Genomic DNA, 13,809 nt, shown 5'->3' with positions numbered 1-13,809 from the left:
TCAGGCTCCCGACCCGTAGCGGTAGACGAGTTCGTGGCGGTCGCCGACCACCACCCGGTGGGTGACCTCGACGACGCGGTCGTCCTGGTCGTAGGCGCGCCGCCACAGCGTGAGGACGGGCTGGTCCGGGCCGATCCGGAGCGTCTCCTGCTCGTCCGCGCGGGGCAGCCGGCACGTCACGGTCTCCTCGAAGGTGATGCGGTGCCCGGCCTCCTCCAGCCGCGAGTAGATGCCGCCGGGCCCGGTGTTGACCTCCAGCAGCACCGGGATCTGCTCGACGACGGGCCAGATCACCCAGGTCGTCGCCGTCTGGACGGGCGGCTCCCCCTCCACGCCCTGGACGCGCGCCCGCTCCAGCACACGCGTCCCGACGGGGACGTCCAGCCGGGGCGCGAGCCGCTCGCAGGCGCAAATCTCCGACACGGTCGTGCGGGTGAACGGGCGGCGCCCGCCCGTCTGCGCCGACACGTGGAAGCCGCGCCACTCGCCGACCTGCCGGGTGATGTCGGCCGCCGCGCGCCGCACCCGCGGCGCGGTGCGGACCTGCGCGCCCGCGCCGTGCCGCAGCTGGACCAGGCCCGCCTCGGCGAGGATCCGCAGCGCCCGCCGCACGGTGGACCGGTCGGCGCCGAACTCGTCCGCCAGCCGCCGCTCGGACGGCAGCCAGGACCCCGGGTCGAGCTCGCCCTCGACGATGCGGGCGGCGAGCGCGTTCGAGATCACCTGTGCCTTCGTGGGGGGTCGCGGCATACCAGATCAGATCCTGCTCCGGGTCGGTGCGTTGACCTCACACCGTACAGATCCCACCCGTCCCGGCGGCCTTTTGGGGTTCTGCGGAACGCGTTGTGGGCGGTGCTTGGTAGTCCTATGGTAGACCTACCATAGGCCGACCGAGGGAGCCCCGGACCATGTCGGTGACCATGTGCATGCCCGGATGGCGCAGCGAACGCTCGGACGAGGGGCTGCGCGCCACGAGGGTCACCCGGCTGTCGGACTACCAGCTCGTCAACGGCTGCCTGGAGGAGATCCACGCGACGGACGAGGGCGAGCTGTGGCTGCTGTGCGACGCGCAGACCCGGCTCGCCGAGCGCGTCGCGACCGCCGAGCGGCTGCGCTCCCTCCGCCGCGTCTAGCCGCGGCGGAGGGCCCGGCCGGGGTCAGCTCCGGCGGAAGCTGACCACCTCGCCGGAGTCGCCGACCGCCTCGCGGGACGGCGTGATGATCCGCTCGCCCGCGTTGTCGGCGAGCAGCGCGCGGGCGCGCAGCACGATCTCCAGGTCGAAGCGCAGGTCCGGGTCGAGCAGCTGGTCGCCGAACAGCTCCTCCAACTGGCGCAGCCGGTACCGGACGGTCTGCGGGTGGACGTGCAGCCGCATCGCGACCTCGTTGGCGTTGCGGCCCGACTGGAGCCAGGCGAGCAGCGTCTCGGCGAGCCGGTCCTGCTGGCTCGGGCGCAGGTGCGCCAGCGGCGCGAGGCGCAGGTCGGCGAGCGAGGTGATGAGACCCTCGTCCTGGAACAGGATCAGCGTGGACATGTGCTCCACGCTGCGGATCACGCCGCTGTCCGCCTCGATGACGCCGCGCTGGACGAGCGACAGCGTCTTGCGCGCCCACTGGATGGACCGCGCCGCCTCCATCAGCGGGACCGTGGGCCCGACGACGGCGAGCGTCCCGGACAGGGCGCGGTCGACGAGCTTCGCGCGGCCGGGGCCGTCCGGGTCCGGGATGATCAGGCTGGGGGTGCGGCGGGTCAGGTCGGCGAGGACGTCCGGCGGGAACGCGGGCTGCCGGGCGTCCTGGTGGTGCCGGCCGAGCGCGACCGCCGCGACCGTCCGGGGGACGGGCCAGTGCGCGGCGGCGGCGAGGTCGGCGATGGCCTCCTGCGCGGCCGGCGGGTCGGCGAACAGCAGGTCGAGCAGCCGCTTGCGGCGGCGCTGCATCTCGCCCGCGACGGCGGCCTTGGCCTGCGAGAAGCCCTCGGCGGCGGCGTGCGCGAGCTCGTCCTGGAACTGCATCAGCACCTCCCCGACGGCGCCGAGCGTGCGGGGGGAGACCTTCAGCGCCTCGGCGCCCTCGGTCATCCGGCGCCAGGCCACCATGCCGCCGACCCGCATCGCGGTCTGCATGGCGTCGAGGCTGCGGCCCTCGCCGGCCTCGCCGCGGCCGATGGCGCGGAAGAAGTCGGTCACGGGTGCGGGGTCGTGCGCCGGGTCGCCCACCCGGTCGACGAAGAAGTGCAGCACGCGCTCGACGGCGAGGCGCAGGGTGCCGGAGTAGGAGCCGTCCCCGGGGCGGTCGTACTCCCTGACGCGCGTCTGGATCTCCAGGATCATGTCGTCCGCCACCTCGTCGAGGTGCGGCCTCATGTGATCTGCCAGTTCCCTCGGCAGATCCGCCCACGGGCGCCCATTAGTGGTCGAACCGTCGTTCGCCACAGGTTCTCCCCCTCCTCGTCCCCCAGCGTTGCGCGCCGTACACGGGGGGTAATTAATTACTTATGAGACCTATGTGGGGCAAATCATGACCCGTGGCGAGCCTGGGCGCAAAGTCTAGGTCGACATTCGACCAGCTTCGGCCGACCGAATGACCGAGATTCGACAGGTCCGAGAACCCTCGCCGAAGACCTGTCACCCCCGGCGTCCTCCGTCACTCTCAGTCACCCGCGCCCCGGCAAGTACTTGACGGATCGGAAAGTAGAAAGTACTTTCTTCATCGGAAAGTACTTCTTGAGCAAGCAGGAGCCCCCCATGAGCGACCAGTTCACCGACGCCTCCGAGGCCCTCGCCGCGATCGAGCGGACCCAGCAGCGCGCCTACGCCGACCAGCGGCTGCCGGTCTGGTACCTCCCGGGCGTCATCGGTCTCGGCACGGCCGCCGCGGTCGGCGCCGAGCTGGACGGGGCCGCCCAGGTCGGCCTCACCGCCGCCGCGGTCGCCGGGCTCCTCGGCCTCGTCGCCGCGCTGTCCGCCCGCACCCGCATCAGGTTCCGGCCGCACACCTGGACGCCGAAGGCCGGTGCCCTGATGGCGCTGTGGATCACCTCGATCTTCGTGGTCTGGGGCGTCGTCCCGCCCCTCGTCGGCCTGGTCACCGACTCGGGCGGCTGGCAGAAGGCCGTCGCGGGCGCCGTCGCCGCCGCCTACAGCGCGGCGACCCTGCGCCGAGCGGAGACCATGGTGTTCGCGCGGCTCGCCGGGAAGGTCGCCCGATGAACCTCGACCCGGTGATCCACACCCCCGCGCGGCTGCAGATGGTCTCCCTGCTGGCGACGGCGACCGAGGCCGAGTTCGGCTTCGTCCGCGACAGCCTCGGGCTGAGCGACTCGGTGGTGTCCAAGCACGCGAGCGCGCTGGAGAAGGCCGGCTACGTCGAGATCCGCAAGGGCTACGTCGGCAAGCGCCCCCGCACCTGGTTCAAGCTCACCCGCGAGGGCCGGCGCGCGTTCGACGAGTACGTCGCCACGCTCCAGCGGATCGTCGGCCGTCCCCTCGCCGGCACTCCGGCCGAGGACGACCGCTGATCGCGCGGGCCGCCGGAGAAAGCGGTCCGCCCGAGACATAGCGGCGCGCGACCGGAGGCGTCTGAAGGGGGACAGCAATCCGGAGGTGACGATGGACGACGCAGCGGAGCGGCGTTTCCGCGAGTTCGTCGAGACGAGGTCGGTGGCCCTGATGCGGCTGGCGTACCTGCTCGCGGGAGGCGACCAGCACGCGGCAGAGGACCTCCTGCAGACCGCGCTCGCCAAGACCGCGGCGCGCTGGGGCAGCGTCGACAACCCCGAGCCGTACGTGCGGCGGACGATGTACCGCCAGCAGGTCAGCAACTGGCGGCGGACGCGGCGGCGGCGCGAGACGCAGGTCGGCGTGCTCCCCGACCAGGCCGGGCGGGCCGGGCCGGACGCCGCGTCGGCGGTCGATCTGAAGCTGACCGTGCGGACGGCCCTGGCCCGCCTCACGCCCAAGCAGCGCGCGGTACTGGTCCTGCGGTTCTTCGAGGACCTGCCCGAGGCGGAGGTGGCGCGCATCCTCGGCTGCGGCGTCGGCACGGTGCGCAGCACCACGCACCGCTCGCTCGCCAGGCTGCGCGAACTCGCCCCCGAACTGAACGCACTGGAGCCGGAGGAGGCCCGCCGATGAAGCCGGACACGATCGTCAAGAGCGCGCTCGACGAGTGGGCGGGCGAGGCGCGCGTCCCCGCCGGGCTCGCCGACCGCGCGCTGCGCCGCCGCGCCCGCCGCCGCACCGTCAAGGTCGCCCTGTTCGGCGGGACGAGCGCGCTCCTCGCCGGGGCGACCGCCGTCGCGCTCGTCGCGGGCGGTGCCACCGGCGGCGGCCCGGACCGGCCGGAGGTCGCGTTCGAGCCGGTGTCCCTGTCGTCGGACACTTCGCTGCGGACGGACCTCGGCAGCGCGTTCCCCCGCCGCCTCGTCGCCGCGGGCCACACGGCCGTGGCCGCCTACTACACCACCAACGCCGGCATGAGCCGCGACGCCGGCACCGTCCGCCGCACCTGGCACCTCTACAACCCGTCGACCGGCGAGTACGAGCGGACGAGGTGGACGTACCTCAGCGTCGCGCCCGGCATGCAGCGCGCGGCCGTCCTGCAGGGCCCGCTGCCCGCGAGCAAGGTCGGGGTGCTCGACATGAAGACGCGGAAGGTCACGCACTGGATCCCGGTGGACCGGCCCGTGGGAGGGGCGGCCTGGTCGCCCGACGGCCGCCGGCTGCTCCTGACGTCCTACGCCTCGAACCCCGACGTGATGGGGCAGCCGCCAGAGACGGCGCCGAGGACCGGCTACTACATCGCCGACGGAACGGCCGGCGCCGGCCCGTTCCACCCGCTGCCGCCGGCGCCCGGCAACCCGAACTACCGGCAGGACCTCGGCTGGAGCCGGGACGGGACGCTGATCTGGGCGCCGACCGCCCAGGTCCCGAGCAAGGTCTTCTACGCCCCCGGCGGCGGGCGGCGCCCCGCGCCCGCGCACGAGGCCGGCGACCAGGAGGCGGCGGGCCTGTCCCCGAACGGGAAGTTGCTGCCTGAGTTCGGCCCGCGTCCCGGTCCCTCCGTCACCGTCACCAACGTGGAGACCGGCCGGAAGGCGGCGGTGCTCCCCGTCCAGCAGGCCCTGGCCTGGGCGGACGACGACCGCCTGTTCGCCATCGGCTGCGACGTGAAGAAGTGCACCCGCAAGAACGAGTTCCGCAACCGGCTCCTGCTGGTCGACCTGAAAGGGAAGATCACCCCGCTCACCGGCTACCAGCGCTCCGACCGGGCGGGCTCCTGGATCCCGGTCTTCACCCACCGCTGATCCCGCCCGCCGGAGCCCTACGGGGTGAGGCGGGCGCGTTCGAGGGCGGCCGTCCGGGATGCGATCGCGTGCACGACCGCGGCCATGTCGGACGGCCCGTGCCCCTGCTCCTCGGTCTCGCGGTAGAGGGCATGGCAGGCGTCCAGGACGGGCGAGGCGATGCCCTCGTGCCGGGCGGCCTCCGCGATGAGGCGGTTGTTGTCCAGGACGTTGGTGATGGACGCCTGGACGCTGAAGTCGCCGTCCAGGAGCTTGCGGGCCTTGGCGCGGGAGACAGTGCTGGCCATCGGGCCTGCGTCGAGGACGTCCCGCAGCAGCCGCCGGTCGAGCCCGTACCGGTCGGCGAAGTGGAACGCCTCGGCCAGCCCGGTGACCATCGTGATCAGGTGCAGGTTGACGGCGAGCTTCATCAGCAGCGCCCCCGGCACCGGCCCGCACGCGAACACCTGCCGGCACATCGGGGTGAGCAGCGGGCGGACCGTCTCGACGTCGGCGGGCTCGCCCGCCACCAGCGCGACCAGGTCGCCGGTCTCGGCGGGCCCGCGCGACCCGGACACCGGCGCCTCGACGTACCGGCCGCCCGCCGCCGCGACGTCGGCCGCCAGGCCGCGGGAGTAGCCCGGTGACGTGGTGCCCATGTGGACGATCACGCGTCCCGCGACGGCGGCGGCGAAGCCGGGCGTGCCGCGCCCCAGGACGGCGTCCATCGCGGGGCCGTCGGCCAGCATGAGCAGGACGACGTCCGCGCGCCGGCACACCTCGGCGGGGCCTGACGCCACCTCCGCGCCCGCCGCGCGCAGCGCCTCGCTCCCGGCGGCACTGCGGTTCCAGACGGTGAGGGGGACTCCGGCGCGCGCGAGGTTGAGCGCCATGGGGCGTCCCATGACGCCGAGTCCGATGAAGCCGATGTTCGCGTCCACCTTCGCCTCCGGTTCCGGGCCGGGCGGCGCTCCGCCCGGGGTGGCGGCGGAGCGCGCGCGGGACCTGCCGACCTTGCCGATTATGACAGCGGTCATGATAATGGTCCAGGTGAAGCCGGAAATGGACGATCGAGGGCCCCGGGAGCGGATGGTCTTCAGCGCCGCGCAGCTCATCCGCCGGGACGGCGTCGCCGCCACCGGGATGCGCGAGGTCGCCGCCCGCGCCGGCGCGCCGCGCGGCTCGCTGCAGCACTACTTCCCCGGCGGCAAGGAGCAGCTGGTCAACGAGGCCGTCGAGTGGGCGGGCCGGTACGCCGCCGCGCGCATCGACCGGTTCATGGCGTCGATGCCCCGGCCGACGCCCGGCGGGCTGTTCGCGGCGATGGTGCGCCAGTGGACGGACGAGTTCCGCGCGCAGGGCTCCATGGGCGGCTGCCCGGTCGCGGCGGCGACGGTCGACTGCGCGGACTCGGTCGCGTCCGCGCGGGCCGCCACCGCCGCCGCGTTCGCCGAGTGGCGCCGCCCCATCGCCCGGGAGCTGACCGCGATGGGGGTGCCGTCCCGCAAGGCCGCCGGTCTCGCGACGCTCATGGTCGGCGCGCTGGAGGGCGCGATCCTGATGGCGAGGGCCGAGCAGAGCGTCCGCCCGCTGAACACCGTCGCCCGCGAGCTGGGCCCCTACCTGGACTCCTGCGTCGAACGCGGCTCAGGCCAGGACCCGGTCTAGGACGAGGTAGGCGCCCAGCCCGATCATGGCGGCGCCGGACAGGCGGCTGATCAGGCGCGTCTTGCCAGGCGCCCCCTTCAGGACGCTCCGGGTGAGCGTGCCCAGGCAGAGGTACCAGACCCAGCAGGTGGCCATGAAGGTGAGGCCGAGAACGCCGATCTGCACGGCGATGGGCCAACTGCCGTCGGGATCGGTGAACTGGGGCAGGAGGGCCAGGAAGATGAGCAGGCCCTTGGGGTTGAGCCCGCTGACGCCCATGCCGCGCAGGAAGGCACGCCGCCCGGTACCGGCCTCGGGGTCGGCGCCGGCCGTGGCGGGATGGGCGAGGGTCGTCGCGCCGTGCCAGATGAGGTAGGCGCCGCCGACCAGCGTCAGGGCGGTCAGCGCGGCCGGAGAGCCCGCGACCAGGGCACCGACGCCCGCCGCGACGACGAGTGTGATGGCGGCGTAGCCGGCGACCAGCCCGCCCACCGCCGGGAGGACGGAGCGGCCGCGCAGACCGGCGCCGATGGTGAACGCCCAGTCCGGGCCCGGCACGGCGATGAGCAGTAAGGCGATCGTCCAGAAGGCGAGTACGGAGCCTGCCCCCATGATTTCCTCCCCATGTCCGCCAATGCGGGAAGGCTAATCACGATCGGCCAGAAGGTGTTCCCAACTTTTCCCCGAAAGCTGGGCCATCATGGAAGGATCTTCTTCATGGACGCGATCGACCGGAAGATCCTTGCCGTCCTCCAGGAAGACGGGAGGCTCACGATCACGGAACTGGCCGCGCGGATCGGGCTGAGCGTCTCGCCCTGCCACCGGCGGCTGCGGGAACTGGAACGCAGCGGCACCATTCGCGGCTACCGGGCGGTCGTCGACGCCGCCGCCCTCGGCCTGACCTTCCAGGCGCTCGTGTTCGTCACCATGCGGCAGGAGGACAGGGACACGCTGCTCGGCTTCGAGGAGGCCGTGGCGCGGGTGCCGGAGGTCGTCCAGGCGCAGCGGCTGTTCGGCGACCCCGACTACCTGCTGCGCATCGTCACCGCCGACCTGACCGCCTACCAGGAACTGGAGGACGACGTGCTGTCCGCGCTGCCCGGCGTGCAGCGGCTGAACTCCACGCTCGTGATGAAGCACGTCGTGGACGAACGGCCGCTGCCCACCTGAGCGGCTCCTACTGGCGGACGATCCAGTGGTCGTTCGCCCCGGCCTTCACGAATTGCAGGGACGGGCACAGGTAGTCGTCCGGATCGGGCGTCGCGGTCGGCTCCCAGGGCGAGTCGGACGGCGCGGCCGGGCGCCACACGCCATTCCGGCGGAGCTGAATGCCGCTGCTTTCGAAGACGACGTTCCTCGCGTCGGCGCAGTAGTAGGCGTTCCCGGTGCGCGGGTCGCGGGTCGCGTATATTTCGAAGATGTCCCAGCCGTAGCCGAGACTGCTCGTGTCGCTGCCGGCCTTGCTGTAGAAGAGATTCCAGCTGCCGGTCGTGTGGTTGTAGAGATACGCCGACCAGGCATTGGTGGACGCGTTCGTCCGGACGAGCTGGACGCTGTAGGCCGGGTGGCCGTTCACGGGCCGGGTGTAGGTCTGGAGGAAGCCGGCGTCCATCGCGATCTCCTTGCGGGGCCCGTTGCCGCCGCACCAGTCCCACGCCCAGATCTCGTTCCCGACGGCCTGCGAATACACCGTCGTGATCTCCATGCACGACCCCGCGGCCTTGATGGTGGGCGTATAGGTGAAGTCGGCGCTGTTCGACACCCGGTAGCTCGTGTCGACGCTCTGGGATGCCATGAACCCGTCGTGCGTTCCGGCGGCGGGCTCGACGCCCCAGAAATGATGGATCTGCTCGCGGCGGAGCCGGGACCGGTGCAGCCCGCGGAACTTCTCGACGGCCTCGGCGTTGCGGGCGGACGGCGTGAACGTCCGCGCACCCGCCACCACGCCGCGCTTCGGCGCGTCCGGGCTCGGTGCGACGGGCGGTTCCAGGGTGGAGGCGGCGGCGCCGGCGGAGGCCGGAACGGCGGTGAAGGCGGCGAGGACGGCGCAGGCGAGCAGGGTGCGACGCTGCATCACACAACTCCTTGTCGGGGCGGGGAGCAGTCTGCAAGCGCGCGCTGACCGTGGCGTGAATTGGGGTGGATCACGCCGTCACAAAGAATCCGTCCCGCGTTCCCCTACTGTCAACGAGTCGTTTTTCAACGCCCGTCCAGTACGCGCTGAAAAAACGTGTCATCCGACCGCCCCGCACGGTGAGGCGAAGTTCACTCCCCGAAGAGATCACACCAGGCACGGTGATCACGATCACATCAGTCCGCCCGCATTCACCATTTCACCCTGCGTCATTTCCGCTGATCAGCCGGGCCGATGTGGGAAGAAGTCGCGCGGACGCGAGCGGTGGTTTACGCGGCCATCGCGGATGACCATGTCCGGCCATCGGGCGGGTGGACCGTCCATATGCCCTGGTGGAGCGGCCGGACATCGCTAAGCTACGGGCTCAACATTCTCCTTCGTCTCCCTGGCACCGTCCTGCGAGTGCCCTGCATTGCCAGCCGCCGGCCCGCGGCACATCCCCCGCCATTGCACGGTGCGAATCTCGCTTCGCCCGGGACACGGAGAAGCCCCCAACAGAGGAGAAGACCAATGCGCGCAAGTCGGCTGGCTGCGGTGGGAATCGCTGCGGGCTCCATGATGCTCGGAATGGCCGCCCCCGCCTTCGCCACCCCGGACACCACGCCGAAGGTGGGCGACGAGTGCACGACGGCGGGCGAGACCGCCAAGGACGCGGAGGGCATGGGCCTGACCTGCGTCAAGGGCGAGGACGGCAAGCTCACGTGGGTCGCGTCCCCCGTGAAGCCGGGTGACCCCGGCGGCGAGAACCCCGGCGGCGAGAACCCGGGCAACGAGAACCCGAAGCCGACCTTCAAGTTCGGCTACGACAAGGTGAAGCTGTCGAGCCTGCGCGTCGCGCCGGGCTACAAGACCACCTTCACCGTGACCTGCCCGACCTCGGTGATCATCACCGGCAACGGCTACACGCAGAAGTCGCTGCCCGTGAAGAAGACCGGCGAGAACACCTGGACCGCCACCGGCACGTTCCGCAAGAACCTGCCGAACCCGACCATCGCCACGGTCGTCTGCAAGGACTTCGGATCGGTCAAGTACAGCACCCAGCCGGAGAAGGGCGAGACCAAGCCCGGCAAGCCCGGCAAGCCCGGCCAGATGAAGCCGAAGACGCCGAAGATCCCGACCGGCCGCATCGACACCGGTGACGGCAGCACCTACGTGCAGAACGAGGGCGCGCCGGCCGGCCTGCTGGCCGCGGGGTTCGGCGCGCTGATGGCCCTCGGCCTCGGCGCCGTCGCGCTGCGCCGCCGGACGGCCGGGGAGCGGTCGTAACGTTGCCGGAACTGCCTGCTTCGGCCATCGGTCGCCGCGCCGCCGGCGCGGTGACCGGTGCGCTGCTCATCGGACTGCTGCTCGGCGGCTGCGGCGGCGGGGACGGCGACACCGCGTCGCCCGGCACCCCGGAGCCCGCGGCGACGCAGTCGACGGGCGCGACCGCGCCCGCGTCGAACGTCCACCCGCTGACCGAGTCGCTGCCCACGAAGATTTCCATCCCGAAGATCGGCGTGTCGGCCCCGGTGGGCTCGATCGGGCTGCGGCCCGACGGGCGCGTCGAGGAGCCGCCGCTGAGCAAGCCGAACCTCACGGGCTGGTACGACGAGGGCGTCACCCCGGGCGAGGTCGGCCCGTCGGTGATCCTCGGCCATGTCGACGCCAACGGGAAGCCGGCGGTGTTCGCCCGGCTGAAGGACCTGAAGCCCGGCGACAAGATCGCGGTGTCCCGCAAGGACGGCTCCACCGCGACGTTCGCCGTCCAGCAGGCCCAGCGCGTCGACAAGGACGCCTTCCCGCACGAGAAGGTGTTCGGTGAGGCGCTCGACCACGCGTCGCTCCGGCTGGTCACCTGCGGCGGCGCCTTCGACAAGAAGATCGGCCACTACAAGGACAACCTGATCGTCTACGCCAAGCTGATCAGCTCCTGACCCGAAGTACAAAGAACGCCCGCCAGTGGACGCACCGGCGGGCGTTCTGCATCCCCCACCCACCGACCAGGTGGTCAGTGGGTGGTGATGAGGCCGGACTCGTAGGCGATGATGACCAGTTGGGCGCGGTCGCGGGCGCCGAGTTTGGTGAGCAGGCGGCCGATGTAGGTCTTCACCGTGGCCAGGCTCAGGTGCAGGTGCCCGGCGATCTCGGTGTTGGACAGGCCACGGGCGACCAGGGTGAGGACTTCGCGCTCCCGGTCGGTGACGCCGTCGAGGGTGCGCGGGAGCGGGCGTTCGGGCTGGGGCAGGCGGGCGAACTCGGCGATGAGGCGGCGGGTCACGGTGGGCGCCAGGAGCGCCTCGCCCGCGGCGACGACGCGGACGGCGTTGAGGAGGTCGGCCGGCGGGGTGTCCTTGAGGAGGAAGCCGGCGGCACCGGCGCGCAGGGCCGAGAAGACGTGCGCGTCCAGGTCGAACATGGTCAGCATGAGCACCCGGACGTCCGCGGTGTCGGTGTCCTGGTGGATCCGGCGGGTGGCCTCGATGCCGTCCATGTGGGGCATCCGCACGTCCATCAGGACGACGTCGGGCCGCCGGGCGCGGACGAGCTCGACGGCCTCGGCCCCCGTGGCGGCCTCGCCGACCACCGTGAGGTCGGGGGTGGTCTCGATGAGGGCGCGGAAGCTGCCGCGCAGCAGGGCCTGGTCGTCCGCCACCAGGACGCGGATCGGTTCGGTCACCGGTCGCCGCCGTGCGGGAGGGTGGCGGCGACCGCGAAGCCGCCCTCGGCGCGGGGTCCGGCGCTGAAGGATCCGCCGTACATCGCGACGCGTTCGCGCACCCCGACCAGCCCGTGACCGCCGGGGGCCGATTTCGGGGGCGGGCGGCCCGTGCCGTCGTCGGCCACCTGGATGCTCACCTGGCGTGCCGTGACGTCCACCGTGGCCCGGCAGCGGGTGGGGGCCGCGTGCTTGACGACGTTGGTGAGCGCTTCCTGGACGATCCGGTAGACGGTGAGCTGGAGCGCTTCCGGAAGAGCGTGCTCGCCGGACACCGCGAGTTCGACCTCGACCCCGGCGGCCTGGACGTGCCGGGCCAGGTCCTGGAGCCCGTCGATGCCCGGCTGGGTGAGGTCGGTGCCCGGTGCCGCGTCGTGGCGGAGCATGTCGAGCAGACGCCGCATCTCGGCCAGGGCGTCCCTGCTGGTCGTCTCGATCACCTGGAGCGCCTGACGGGCCTCCTCGGGACGCGTCTCGGCGATGTGGTTGGCGACGCCCGCCTTGACGGCGATCATCCCCATGCCGTGCGTGACCACGTCGTGCAGTTCGCGGGCGATCCGCAGCCGCTCGTCCGCCAGGATCCGCTGCGCCCGCTGCTCGGCCAGGCACGCCGCGTTCCACCTGCGGCGCCGCAGCAGGTGGCCGACGAGCCACCCGCAGGCGAGCAGCAGCCAGGCCGCCGCCGTCCAGCCGATGGCGACCGCCGGGCCGTACCGGGAGTGGACGACCTCGGCGACCACCGCGGCGGCGGCCACGGCGGCCGCGCACCCGCCGAGGGCGCGGACCGACCGCCTCGGATGCTCGACGGACGCGACGGTGCACAGCACGAGCGCGGGCGCCGCGAACGGATCCCACAGCACGCCGGTCACGGTCGCGACGCATGAGAGCGCCACGGTGGCCGTGAGCACGCGCCGGGGCCAGAGCCGCCGCACGGCGACCAGCACTCCCAGCACGACCGCCACCAGGCAGGACGCCAGGAAGGGCAGCGTGAAGTCCGGCCGGTCCTTGAGCATGTTCCCGGCGACGAACACGATCATCGCGACGAGCACGACCGCCAGGAGCACGTCGAGGACGCGCAGGCGCCCCCGGCGCAGCAGGCGTGCCTGATCGGCCTCGAAGTCGGCTTCGTCCACGGGGCGCAGATTATCCACCGAGGTCACCGGCCGCATCAGACCAGAGTGGATCATCCCTGGGGCGAACGCGGGCGGGCATGACGTCGGGCGGTGTCCACGCGAGGCTGAACCGGGAATGCCGGTCTGGGGCCGATCCGCCGGGGAGGTCCGCGCAGACAGCCTGTGGGCATGACTTCTCCGCAGCCTTCGGCACAGATCGTCTTCGCATTTCCGGGACGGTGGCTCGCCGGCACCTCGCTGTTGCTCGGGCCCGTCCTGCTGCTGGCCGGCGTGGTGCTGCGGGCGCGGTTCCACTTCTTCTTCCCCGACCAGCTGGCCGCCTACGAACAGCACCCGACGCTGATGACGGCGTCCTACAGCTGCTTTGCGGCCGGGACCGTGGCCCTATGGCCTGCCATCAGCGCCCTGGCCGCTCGCATCGGTACCGCCCGTCCGACCCTGGCGGGTCTCGGCGCTGGCCTCACCCTGCTAGGGCTGTTCGCCCGCACGTTCCACGCCGGAGTCGACCATATGGCCTTCCGGCTCGTCGACGCCGGAGGAGTACGGTCGGCCACGACGACCGTGGGCGACTCCTACCAGTCCTTCCACATCTTCCAGTACGCCTCGTTCGCGATCATGCTCGGCTGGGTCGTGCTGGCGGTCGGAGCCTGGCGCTCCGGCGCCTTCGGCCCGGTGCGCTCCCTGGCGCTGGCGCTCATGGCGCTCCTGCCGCTCGGTGTCCTGAAGGGCACGACACCGCTGTCGATCGTCGGCACGGCGGGGCTGTGCATAGCGCTCGTCCCCCTCGGACTCACGATCCTCTCCACCGGCCCCCGCCCCACCCGCCGAGCCGCAGCCCAGTTCGGCATCGGTGCCCTGGCAGTCATCACCCTCGCCTTCATCTCCTCACTGGGATGAACCGGCACCGTGT

At 72.2% G+C, this 13,809-nt stretch carries 17 protein-coding genes; 10 read left to right on the top strand and 7 right to left on the bottom strand.

What is annotated here, in order from left to right:
• Complete coding sequence (locus ACGFI1_RS25705) at positions 1 to 723, bottom strand: GntR family transcriptional regulator (protein ID WP_392788577.1); 723 nt, start codon at positions 721 to 723, stop codon at positions 1 to 3.
• Positions 724 to 908: 185 nt separating this feature from the next.
• Here ACGFI1_RS25705 and ACGFI1_RS25700 point away from each other — a divergent pair, with 185 nt between their 5' ends.
• Entirely contained in the window at positions 909 to 1,133 is a 225-nt protein-coding gene (locus tag ACGFI1_RS25700) for a hypothetical protein (RefSeq protein WP_138637300.1), read from the top strand.
• A gap of 24 nt (positions 1,134 to 1,157) precedes the next feature.
• Here the strand turns inward: ACGFI1_RS25700 and ACGFI1_RS25695 are convergent, their stop codons facing one another.
• Positions 1,158 to 2,366, bottom strand: coding sequence for a helix-turn-helix domain-containing protein (locus tag ACGFI1_RS25695; RefSeq protein ID WP_386872034.1), 1,209 nt, complete (start codon positions 2,364 to 2,366; stop codon positions 1,158 to 1,160).
• Between the two features lie 381 nt (positions 2,367 to 2,747).
• On the opposite strand from ACGFI1_RS25695, the gene ACGFI1_RS25690 reads away from it, so the two are divergent.
• The 4 genes from ACGFI1_RS25690 to ACGFI1_RS25675 all read left to right on the top strand — a co-directional run bounded on the left by ACGFI1_RS25690 (position 2,748) and on the right by ACGFI1_RS25675 (position 5,308).
• Positions 2,748 to 3,212 (top strand): hypothetical protein, encoded by a 465-nt coding sequence (locus ACGFI1_RS25690; protein ID WP_392788574.1) that lies wholly within the window; start codon positions 2,748 to 2,750, stop codon positions 3,210 to 3,212.
• Positions 3,209 to 3,520, top strand: a complete 312-nt coding sequence (locus ACGFI1_RS25685) for a winged helix-turn-helix domain-containing protein (RefSeq protein WP_392788572.1) — start codon at positions 3,209 to 3,211, stop codon at positions 3,518 to 3,520. The genes ACGFI1_RS25690 and ACGFI1_RS25685 overlap by 4 nt, the downstream gene beginning before the upstream one ends.
• Before the next feature lie 91 nt (positions 3,521 to 3,611).
• A complete protein-coding gene (locus tag ACGFI1_RS25680; RefSeq protein ID WP_392788569.1) occupies positions 3,612 to 4,136 on the top strand; it encodes a SigE family RNA polymerase sigma factor in 525 nt (174 codons plus the stop codon).
• Positions 4,133 to 5,308: a hypothetical protein gene (locus ACGFI1_RS25675; RefSeq protein WP_392788567.1), complete on the top strand. Its 1,176-nt coding sequence runs from the start codon at positions 4,133 to 4,135 to the stop codon at positions 5,306 to 5,308. Before ACGFI1_RS25680 ends, ACGFI1_RS25675 begins: the two co-directional genes overlap by 4 nt.
• 17 nt (positions 5,309 to 5,325) lie before the next feature.
• Here the strand turns inward: ACGFI1_RS25675 and ACGFI1_RS25670 are convergent, their stop codons facing one another.
• Positions 5,326 to 6,324, bottom strand: a complete 999-nt coding sequence (locus ACGFI1_RS25670; RefSeq protein ID WP_392788564.1) for an NAD(P)-dependent oxidoreductase — start codon at positions 6,322 to 6,324, stop codon at positions 5,326 to 5,328.
• A 25-nt stretch (positions 6,325 to 6,349) separates the two neighbouring features.
• Here ACGFI1_RS25670 and ACGFI1_RS25665 point away from each other — a divergent pair, with 25 nt between their 5' ends.
• Complete coding sequence (locus ACGFI1_RS25665) at positions 6,350 to 6,955, top strand: TetR/AcrR family transcriptional regulator (RefSeq protein WP_392788563.1); 606 nt, start codon at positions 6,350 to 6,352, stop codon at positions 6,953 to 6,955.
• On the opposite strand, the gene ACGFI1_RS25660 is transcribed toward ACGFI1_RS25665, so the two are convergent.
• Positions 6,935 to 7,546, bottom strand: a complete 612-nt coding sequence (locus ACGFI1_RS25660) for a LysE family translocator (RefSeq protein WP_301174469.1) — start codon at positions 7,544 to 7,546, stop codon at positions 6,935 to 6,937. The genes ACGFI1_RS25665 and ACGFI1_RS25660 overlap by 21 nt on opposite strands.
• Positions 7,547 to 7,651: 105 nt before the next feature.
• Here ACGFI1_RS25660 and ACGFI1_RS25655 point away from each other — a divergent pair, with 105 nt between their 5' ends.
• The gene (locus tag ACGFI1_RS25655) at positions 7,652 to 8,104 is read left to right on the top strand and encodes an Lrp/AsnC family transcriptional regulator (protein ID WP_364547209.1); all 453 of its coding nucleotides are present in this window, start codon (positions 7,652 to 7,654) and stop codon (positions 8,102 to 8,104) included.
• A gap of 7 nt (positions 8,105 to 8,111) precedes the next feature.
• Here the strand turns inward: ACGFI1_RS25655 and ACGFI1_RS25650 are convergent, their stop codons facing one another.
• Complete coding sequence (locus ACGFI1_RS25650) at positions 8,112 to 9,008, bottom strand: carbohydrate-binding protein (protein WP_392788560.1); 897 nt, start codon at positions 9,006 to 9,008, stop codon at positions 8,112 to 8,114.
• 627 nt (positions 9,009 to 9,635) lie between these two features.
• On the opposite strand from ACGFI1_RS25650, the gene ACGFI1_RS25645 reads away from it, so the two are divergent.
• Entirely contained in the window at positions 9,636 to 10,334 is a 699-nt protein-coding gene (locus ACGFI1_RS25645) for a hypothetical protein (RefSeq protein WP_392788558.1), read from the top strand.
• Between the two features lie 2 nt (positions 10,335 to 10,336).
• Positions 10,337 to 10,984 carry a class F sortase gene (locus tag ACGFI1_RS25640; protein WP_392788556.1) on the top strand — a complete coding sequence of 216 codons (648 nt, stop codon included), beginning with the start codon at positions 10,337 to 10,339 and terminating at the stop codon, positions 10,982 to 10,984.
• Positions 10,985 to 11,058: 74 nt separating this feature from the next.
• On the opposite strand, the gene ACGFI1_RS25635 is transcribed toward ACGFI1_RS25640, so the two are convergent.
• A complete protein-coding gene (locus ACGFI1_RS25635; protein WP_392788553.1) occupies positions 11,059 to 11,727 on the bottom strand; it encodes a response regulator in 669 nt (222 codons plus the stop codon).
• Positions 11,724 to 12,899 (bottom strand): sensor histidine kinase, encoded by a 1,176-nt coding sequence (locus tag ACGFI1_RS25630; RefSeq protein WP_392788550.1) that lies wholly within the window; start codon positions 12,897 to 12,899, stop codon positions 11,724 to 11,726. The genes ACGFI1_RS25635 and ACGFI1_RS25630 overlap by 4 nt, the downstream gene beginning before the upstream one ends.
• Before the next feature lie 168 nt (positions 12,900 to 13,067).
• Between ACGFI1_RS25630 and ACGFI1_RS25625 the strand changes: the two genes are divergently transcribed.
• The gene (locus ACGFI1_RS25625; protein ID WP_392788546.1) at positions 13,068 to 13,796 is read left to right on the top strand and encodes a hypothetical protein; all 729 of its coding nucleotides are present in this window, start codon (positions 13,068 to 13,070) and stop codon (positions 13,794 to 13,796) included.
• Positions 13,797 to 13,809: the final 13 nt, after the last annotated feature.

The organism is Actinomadura geliboluensis (genome assembly GCF_043197915.1).
Lineage (GTDB): Bacteria > Actinomycetota > Actinomycetes > Streptosporangiales > Streptosporangiaceae > Spirillospora > Spirillospora geliboluensis.
Note: the sequence above shows the minus strand (reverse complement) of the source record. Positions and strands in the feature narration are given on the sequence as shown.

Bases quoted from the DNA above. Each gene is read 5' to 3' on its own strand.
- ACGFI1_RS25655 (WP_364547209.1), top strand. From the start codon at position 7,652: ATGGACGCGATCGACCGGAAGATCCTTGCCGTCCTCCAGGAAGACGGG.
- ACGFI1_RS25660 (WP_301174469.1), bottom strand. From the start codon at position 7,546: ATGGGGGCAGGCTCCGTACTCGCCTTCTGGACGATCGCCTTACTGCTC.
- ACGFI1_RS25680 (WP_392788569.1), top strand. From the start codon at position 3,612: ATGGACGACGCAGCGGAGCGGCGTTTCCGCGAGTTCGTCGAGACGAGG.
- ACGFI1_RS25625 (WP_392788546.1), top strand. From the start codon at position 13,068: ATGACTTCTCCGCAGCCTTCGGCACAGATCGTCTTCGCATTTCCGGGA.
- ACGFI1_RS25685 (WP_392788572.1), top strand. From the start codon at position 3,209: ATGAACCTCGACCCGGTGATCCACACCCCCGCGCGGCTGCAGATGGTC.
- ACGFI1_RS25650 (WP_392788560.1), bottom strand. From the start codon at position 9,008: ATGCAGCGTCGCACCCTGCTCGCCTGCGCCGTCCTCGCCGCCTTCACC.
- ACGFI1_RS25670 (WP_392788564.1), bottom strand. From the start codon at position 6,324: ATGACCGCTGTCATAATCGGCAAGGTCGGCAGGTCCCGCGCGCGCTCC.
- ACGFI1_RS25695 (WP_386872034.1), bottom strand. From the start codon at position 2,366: ATGAGGCCGCACCTCGACGAGGTGGCGGACGACATGATCCTGGAGATC.
- ACGFI1_RS25690 (WP_392788574.1), top strand. From the start codon at position 2,748: ATGAGCGACCAGTTCACCGACGCCTCCGAGGCCCTCGCCGCGATCGAG.
- ACGFI1_RS25665 (WP_392788563.1), top strand. From the start codon at position 6,350: ATGGACGATCGAGGGCCCCGGGAGCGGATGGTCTTCAGCGCCGCGCAG.
- ACGFI1_RS25700 (WP_138637300.1), top strand. From the start codon at position 909: ATGTCGGTGACCATGTGCATGCCCGGATGGCGCAGCGAACGCTCGGAC.
- ACGFI1_RS25645 (WP_392788558.1), top strand. From the start codon at position 9,636: ATGGCCGCCCCCGCCTTCGCCACCCCGGACACCACGCCGAAGGTGGGC.
- ACGFI1_RS25675 (WP_392788567.1), top strand. From the start codon at position 4,133: ATGAAGCCGGACACGATCGTCAAGAGCGCGCTCGACGAGTGGGCGGGC.